We start from the raw sequence: 7,423 nt of genomic DNA, 5'->3' as shown, positions 1-7,423 counted from the left end.
CTTTCTTCATATCTGAAAATTAAAAAAATGGAGTCTTAGGGGGAAGAATAAAGGAGGGCACCTGCGCTAGCCGAAGTAGCTGTAGTGCTTCACAAGACAAGGAAAGCTCCCAGACCTCTACGCGCTAGCACGCCTAGTCTAGGAGCCTTGCTGCTCGGGATGTAGATAGGATTCAGGAAGTAGATCATCGGTCCACACATGGAGGGCATCCACCAATCCCCCTGCTTCGCCGTATCCATCGACGAATGCCCCATCAGGTCTGTACCCGATAGGACACGTAGGCTAGACCGCTCACAGGAGGGCTCTAGGGAGATCATGCCGTCATTAAGTGTAACCATTTTGTGCTTAATCAGCGCGCAAAAGTAGTAATTAAAACCTTCCCAAAATACTTTCGGAAGCATTTCGATTTAATAAATTTCTTTAGGAATACCTATACTTCAAAATTGCCTGAACCACAGGTATTCCTTAGACCCATCGACGCCTATCGAGAGCGAAATCCAAATCCAAAAACCACCCCTCCAGAATCCCCGTCTACAGGGGCTTTTGAGAGGCCTCTTTTGGACCCTACGGTAAGATCGTCGAAAAAACCTACTTAGGTCGTCGAGACGACCCACGGTAGGTCGCACCCGCGACCTACCGTGGGTCGCAAAACGGGGGTGCCAGGATAAGACAAAGCGAGGCTGCATCCCCAGGGGGATACAGCCTCGCTAAACTAAGGAGAAAAGTCTCTAGGAAAGACTACTTCGTAGCAGGGAGAGGGAAGCGGTAGAGCTTATCCCCATTCTGGACGAAGGTAGCCCCCTGAAGATTCGTGAAGTGACGGCCATTGCTCGACCAGTCCCAGATCTGAGTCTCATCCTCCGTCACCTTGCCTGTCGCATGATCGTACTTCTTACCGTTCATAGGATAGTAGGCGACGAGGTTAGGATCGGTAGGATCGACCGTCTTCCAGACATTGGCTACGATCTGAGCCGGAGTGCGAGCGACCTTGTAGAAGCGGAGCTCACGTACCAGACCACGGGTCGTGCTGAGCCAGAAGCCACCGAGCTTGTAGTCGCCCTCACGGACAGGCTGATTGAGGACCAGGCGTCCGTTGCAGTAGACGGAGACATTAGCCCCATCATATACGAAGGAGAACATGTACCACTTCTTACCCTCCAGAGGCATGATATCCTTGGAGAGCGTGAGGTCAGTACCCCCCGTACGCAGGAAGGAGCCATCAGCACCTACCACAGGGTAGATCTCACTCTTGTCGTCTGATGCACCGACGAACTTCGTACCTGCTAGAGCACCATTGATGTTGGTACGGTAGACCATCACCTCCATCGTCCACTGGGGGACGAGGATATCCTCTGGGAAGTAGGTAGCGATCTCATTACCCGTATTGATACGAAGTACCTTGGTCTCCGTAGCCTGGTCGACGACGATGAGCGCTTCGCTCTGACCGCCGATAGCATGGGCACCTGCACCCGTCAACTTCAGAGGGAGAGCGAAGATCTGACCTGCAGCGAAGGTCACCTTCTTGAGCTTGATAGGCACCGTAGCCGACACCTTACCTGCAGGGATCTCCACCGACGAAGCGATCTCATACATCTCCTTGGGCAGGAGCGTATAGCTCGTCCCGTTCTTAGCATTGTAAGCATCCAGCTGAGCCTTGTCCCCTACGGAGAATCCGATGGTCACAGGCGCAGTAGCAGGCTTGACGAGATCGATGCGAGGCCCAGTAGCCTCCTGCGAATCACCATTGAGCAGGAAGATCTGCGTCTGATCCTGCCCGTGGATGTAAGCGCCTTGCTCGACTTCGTGATCCTTGACAGGATCGTTGTAGAGTTCGTTTTGGCAGCTAGCTAGCAGTCCTGACGCTAGCAGCATATATGCGAATCTTTTCATTGTCTTGTCTATAGCTGTTTAGCGGTTATTGGAACTCTTCCTTCTGAGTAGCGCTGACACGGTTGCCCGCATTGAGCGCTTGACGGAGGAAGCGGTAGTTACCACCCTCGGTATCCAGCTCCATATGGTAGGTACCGATACCAGCGATACGCTTGCCATTGGGCAGGATCATCCTAGCGTAGTCCATGATCTGACGACCTACGTCGAGCTTCTGGATGTCTGCTCTAGAGCTGGTGTAGCGAGGGAAGCCACCCGTCTTAGCGTACTTCTGGAACTCTAGGGTGAGGAAGGTCTTCCCCTCCCAGTTGTCTAGATGTGAGCCCTGGCGCATCTTGGCCTCCGCAGCTGCCGTCGTAGACTCGTCATAAGCCTGGTAGAGATAGAAGGTGATCATCTTAGAGGCCTCAGCTGAGAGCTTGTAAGGCTCCCCGTCGAAGAGCAGGATACGTCCCTTAGGCTGGAGACGATCGTAGAGCGTCTTGACGAAGGTGTACATACCGATATTCCTATCCTCAGAAGCGTCGATGATATCAGCTTCTTCGCCTACATAGGCGGCAGCAGGATACTTCTTCCAATCATAGTAATAGGTCTCTCCATCCTGTTCATAGGCCTGAATAGCCGTAGCCAAGTTCCCACTACCTCCATAATAGGGTTCGTAGTCGATATCGAACCCATCGAGGTTGTACTTCTCGATGGTATCGCAGATCGCATTGGCATAGGCCTTGACTCCTTCGAGGAATTCGCCATTGCCCTTCTCCTTGACCCAGTAGTCGATGGCATTCTTCCCCTTAGGGGTAAGCTGGTCACCGAGGTTGGAGACGATCCAGCAGAGCAGGACCTTACCGCCCTTGACTTCCTGGAAGAACTTCAGGTCAGTCTTCTGAGCTTCGGTCAGATCACCATGCGTACCCCAGAGCGAGACGATATCTACGCTGTCGGGGAGCATACGGAGGTACTTCTGTGGGTCAGTACCCTTGGCCGTCCAGCCACCGAACCAACCGAAACCACGGACGTGCGGGGTCTGCTTCCAAGCACGGAGCTTAGCATAGTGCTCCTTCTGTGCAGGAGTGAGCTGATCAGCACTAGTCATCTCGATCATAGGGATGGATCGCTTCAGCCCCTGCTGGCTGTCGTAGGTGAGCTTCTCTTCGTCCGTCCACTTGCTACAGGAGATAGCAGAGAGGGCAGTGAGAGCTACCAGCGCATATTTTAGCATCTTCATAGATGTTCGTTATTCTTTAGGTTACTGATTAGGACGATCTTCACGCACCCACCACAGACGCGTAGCACCGAGGTCTACACCACCGAGGAGGCTAGGGATGATCTTGAGATTAGGATTGCTATCGTAGGCCGACGCAGGGAAGGAGAAGCGCTCAGGAGCACGCATACTAGCAGGACCACCAATACGTGAGGGAGCGCCCGTATCTGCAGGCTTCATGATGAAGGGATAGCCCGTACGACGATACTCGGTCCAAGCCTCGTAGGCATTGGGGAAGAGAGCAAGGTACTTCTGAGTGATGATCTTCTGAAGGTGGACTTCAGTAGCGTTACGATTAGCATCTACATCCGTCCAGCTAGGCGACACATTACCCGAAGAGATATTGTCACTATACATGCCGATGTAGGGGTTATTCGCTACGGACGTCGCTGCAGGAACAGTACGGCTCTGGATGAGGTACGCAGTAGCATCACCAGCACCTGCCTCAGAGAAGGACTGACGTACACCCTGCTCATAGTAGGACTGAGCCGTACCCGTACCGAGGAGACCATAGAGAGCAGCCTCTGCCTTGAGGAAGTAGGTCTCAGAAGCACGGAACCAGTAGACAGGAGTTGAATTCTGGAAGTTAGGCTTCGATGCATACTGGGCCTTATTCTCGCCTTCCTGCTTAGGCTCATTGTTCGTCGGAGCTAGGAAGTAGTAGCCAGAGCGACCACGGTAGGTACCCTGGGTGAAGTACTTCTCCAGACGAGGGTCATTGTAGCCCTGGAGGTACGACCAGATCGTAGCACCCATGCGGGTCTCATTGTACTGATTGACGGAGATCAGAGCTGGATGAGCCAGAGGCTGCTTCTCAGAGTCTCCGATCTTAGCTTCGTCGATGGCATTCTCGATGACACCACCATTAGCTTCGTCTACAGCCTTGTTGATGTACTCCTGAGCAAGGGCCGTGTCCTTGAAGTGGACGCGGACAGCCATACGGAGCATCAGTGAGTTGGCCAGACGCACCCACTTCTTAGGATCACCATTATAGACGAGGTCGTAGCGCTGGAGGATAGGTTCCTCTGCCTGACGTAGCGTCGCAGCGCTCTTCTCTAGCTCTGCGAGCATACCCTTATAGACCTCATGCTGTGAGTCGGGAGTAGGAGTGATATCCCCACTACCAGCCTTGGTATAGACGATAGGACCAAAGGCATCGGTAGCACGAAGCCACCCTACGATCTTGACGATATTAGCTATCGCTAGGATCTGCTGAGCCTGTACATTGTCTTGAGCTCGAGATGCCTGAGTGTGGATAGGAAGCCATGACTTAGCCACGTCACCGTAGAGGAGGCCGTAGAGCAGACCCATACGACCGTTGGTGAAGGTCCAAGTCCCTTCGGTATTGAAGTTCCAGTTATTGTTGTTGCTGTAGTAGCCGATATAGTTACCGGTGGAGATCAGCTCGAGGACCTGCATGCTATTGCCTGGTCCGACATCTCCTGCAGGGCCAATAGGCATGACCGTGCGCTGTAGGTCCATCAGAGGTAGACCATAGCTGAGACCACCCTGATTAAGCTCCTTGTCGGTGACACCGGTACGACTTGTATTGATCTCTTCCTGATTGCACGAGGAGATAAGGGCTCCAAGGGCGAGGGCAGGGAGGATAGCTAGATTCTTAATTTTCATACGATAGATACGTATTGATAAGGTGAGGGACGAAGGCTAGATACCGAGCTTGAGGCTTGCACCGATGGTACGCTGGCTAGGTAGCATGAAGTAGTCGTACCCCTGACCGAAGGTACCCGTAGAACCCGTGAGTTCGGGATCGAAGGGAGCCTTGTTGTAGATCATCCAGAGGTTAGTAGCGTAGACAGAGACTCCGACGTTCTTGAAGACCTTACCGAAGAGGCTCTTGGGTAGGCTATAAGAGAGGCTAAGCTCCTGCAGGCGGACGTTGGTCGCCGAGTAGACATAGTAGGAGTCGAGGTTGTAGATAGCGTCGTAGTACTTCTGTGGATCGATGTTGAGACCCTGACCGATCGTCACACCGCCAGCATCACGAGCATCAGCAGAAGCCTGCGATACACCGAACTTATCCAGAGCAGCCTGAGTCTTCGAGATCACGATACCGCCAAGGCGAGCCGTGAAGAGCACATTCAGATCAAAGCCCTTGTAGGAGAAGCCGTGCTTCCAACCGAAGTTCCACTTAGCATTGACCGATCCGAGCTTGTAGGGTTCGGTAGGCTCGGTGACGAGCGACTGACCCTGAGTGTACTCGACATAGCCATTTGCATCACGCTTGATACGTTCGCTAGCATAGACGTCACCGAGTTCGCCACCTTCACGGAGACGGAAGCGTCCCTTACGGATATCCGTTAGGTCGAAGACCTGACCCGAGATAGGGTTGGTCACACCTGAAGCGAGCTTGATGATCTTATTGCGGTTAGCCGTAGCTGTAAGGCTAGTGTTGTAGTCGAATTCACCGAACTTCTTATGGAAGCCAAGCGTCATCTCTACCCCACGGTTACGGACATTACCTGCCTGGACATAGAGCTTCTTGTAGCCCGTCCCTGGGTCAAGGTCTGTCTCTAGAAGCTGATTGAGCGTGTTGGACTGGTAGATGGTAGCACCGAAGGTCAGAGCACCACCGAACCAGCGAGAGTCGATCCCGAGCTCGACAGAGCGTGTACGCTCAGCCTTGAGGTCAGGCAGAGGATAGTAGTCGAAGGGCTCTACCTTACCGCTACCCATAGAGTGGGTGATAGTCCCTGGGGTCAGCCCCGTGAAGGGGATAGGAGAACCTACTTCGGTGAAGGAGGTACGTACCTTCAGGTAGGACAGTGCTGGGCGAAGCTTAGCACGCAGGTCTGAGCCGATGAGGTCAGTGACGACAGCCGAGAGACCAATAGAAGGATAGAAGATCCATGGGTCTACACTATTGACGAGCTGCGAAGGCTTATCCGTACGTCCCGTGAGGGTGAGGAAGAGCGCACTGCGCCATGCAAGTTCAGCAGAAGCGAAGACAGCAAAGTTGCTCTTACGGCTTGAGCCCTCCGAACCACCGCTCTGTAGGGAGTTGGTATTCGAGAAGATGAACTTATTAGGGATGAGTGAGAGGTGACCTCCGAAGCCCTGGCTCTTGGTGTCGTACTCTTCATAGGAAGTACCAAGGGTACCAGTGAGGTTGAAATCTTCGCCAATGGCTGAATTGTAGTTTGCCATGAAGTCCACATACTTCTGCTTGAAGTAGCTGTTGTCTGCGGAGTAGTAGCCCAGAGGCTTAGCGAAGACACTAGAGGTAGAAGCATAGAGCTTCGTCTCACGCTGAGTGTACGTATTGTCCAGACGCACACGACCGGAGAAGTTGATCTTCTTGTTGAGCTCATACTTGAGCGAACCGAAGAGCATGTAGCGGTCGTTGACCTCGGGGTGCAGGTTGCGGTAAGCGACCCAGTAAGGGTTCTGCACGTCCGTACCCATGCTACCAGGAGACCAGTACTGCGTGTAGTAGCCTTCCTTAGCATCATAGCGCTCGAAGTACTTCTCCTGGTCGAAGTTCTTCCCTCTAGGATAGAGGTAAGCACCAACGATGGGGTTGAAGTAAGCCCCGTAGGAGATCATGTTGTTAGCGTAGTCACGGATATAGTTAGCCGAGACATCGAGCGTAAGCTTATCGTCGAGGAACTTCGCCGTGTTGCGGATCGACGCATTGTAGCGATGGTACTTATTGTTAGGTACGATCCCCTTAGCATTGATGGCAGAGGCGGAGAAGTAGGTCTGGTTCTTGTCCGTCCCGACAGAGAAGTTGAAGGAGTTGTTGTACGTGACCCCACGGTTGAAGAAGTCTCTAGGCTGATAGTCGGTAGGCGTAGCGAGCTTCTCCCCCCAGGAAGTGTAGTCCCCGGGCTTGTTGCCGTAGGTGTTCTGGAACTTAGGCATGATGAAGGGCGAAGCCGTCTCCACAGAAGAGGAGAAGTTCACACGAAGCTTACCAGCAGCTCCCTTCTTCGTATTGATGAGGATAACACCATTCGCAGCCGAAGCTCCATAGAGAGCAGCAGCCGAAGGACCCGTGAGGACACTGATCGACTCGATGTCGTCGGGGTTGATGCTGGAGATCCCTTCACCCGAAGCACGACCAGAGCCGAAGCCCGAGCCGTCACCACCACGGTCTGCGCTATTGCCGACAGGTACCCCGTCGATGACGTAGAGGACGTTGTTGTCCCCAGAGATCGACTTATTACCACGCATGACGACACGGGTGCTACCACCGACCCCAGAGGCACTACGCTGGATGTTGACCCCAGCGACCTTACCATTGAGGCTGTTCAT

General features: G+C 53.3%; 4 protein-coding genes. All 4 read right to left on the bottom strand.

Features of this window, described 5'->3' with window-relative positions:
* Positions 1–738: 738 nt before the first annotated feature.
* Complete coding sequence (locus tag HMPREF1556_RS03490) at positions 739–1,890, bottom strand: BT_3987 domain-containing protein (RefSeq protein WP_021666876.1); 1,152 nt, start codon at positions 1,888–1,890, stop codon at positions 739–741.
* Between the two features lie 25 nt (positions 1,891–1,915).
* Positions 1,916–3,112 carry a glycoside hydrolase family 18 gene (locus tag HMPREF1556_RS03485; RefSeq protein ID WP_021666875.1) on the bottom strand — a complete coding sequence of 399 codons (1,197 nt, stop codon included), beginning with the start codon at positions 3,110–3,112 and terminating at the stop codon, positions 1,916–1,918.
* Positions 3,113–3,133: 21 nt separating this feature from the next.
* Positions 3,134–4,777, bottom strand: a complete 1,644-nt coding sequence (locus tag HMPREF1556_RS03480; RefSeq protein ID WP_021666874.1) for a SusD/RagB family nutrient-binding outer membrane lipoprotein — start codon at positions 4,775–4,777, stop codon at positions 3,134–3,136.
* A 36-nt stretch (positions 4,778–4,813) separates the two neighbouring features.
* The coding region (locus tag HMPREF1556_RS03475) for a SusC/RagA family TonB-linked outer membrane protein (protein ID WP_021666873.1) at positions 4,814–7,423 on the bottom strand (2,610 nt) is incomplete at its 5' end.

Origin of the sequence: Porphyromonas sp. oral taxon 278 str. W7784, assembly GCF_000467855.2 — a bacterium.
In the GTDB taxonomy this organism is placed as follows: domain Bacteria; phylum Bacteroidota; class Bacteroidia; order Bacteroidales; family Porphyromonadaceae; genus Porphyromonas.
This window is presented reverse-complemented; position numbering and strand designations above follow the sequence as displayed.

Coding starts and splice junctions, on each gene's coding strand:
- HMPREF1556_RS03480 (WP_021666874.1), bottom strand. CDS start 4,777: ATGAAAATTAAGAATCTAGCTATCCTCCCTGCCCTCGCCCTTGGAGCC.
- HMPREF1556_RS03485 (WP_021666875.1), bottom strand. CDS start 3,112: ATGAAGATGCTAAAATATGCGCTGGTAGCTCTCACTGCCCTCTCTGCT.
- HMPREF1556_RS03490 (WP_021666876.1), bottom strand. CDS start 1,890: ATGAAAAGATTCGCATATATGCTGCTAGCGTCAGGACTGCTAGCTAGC.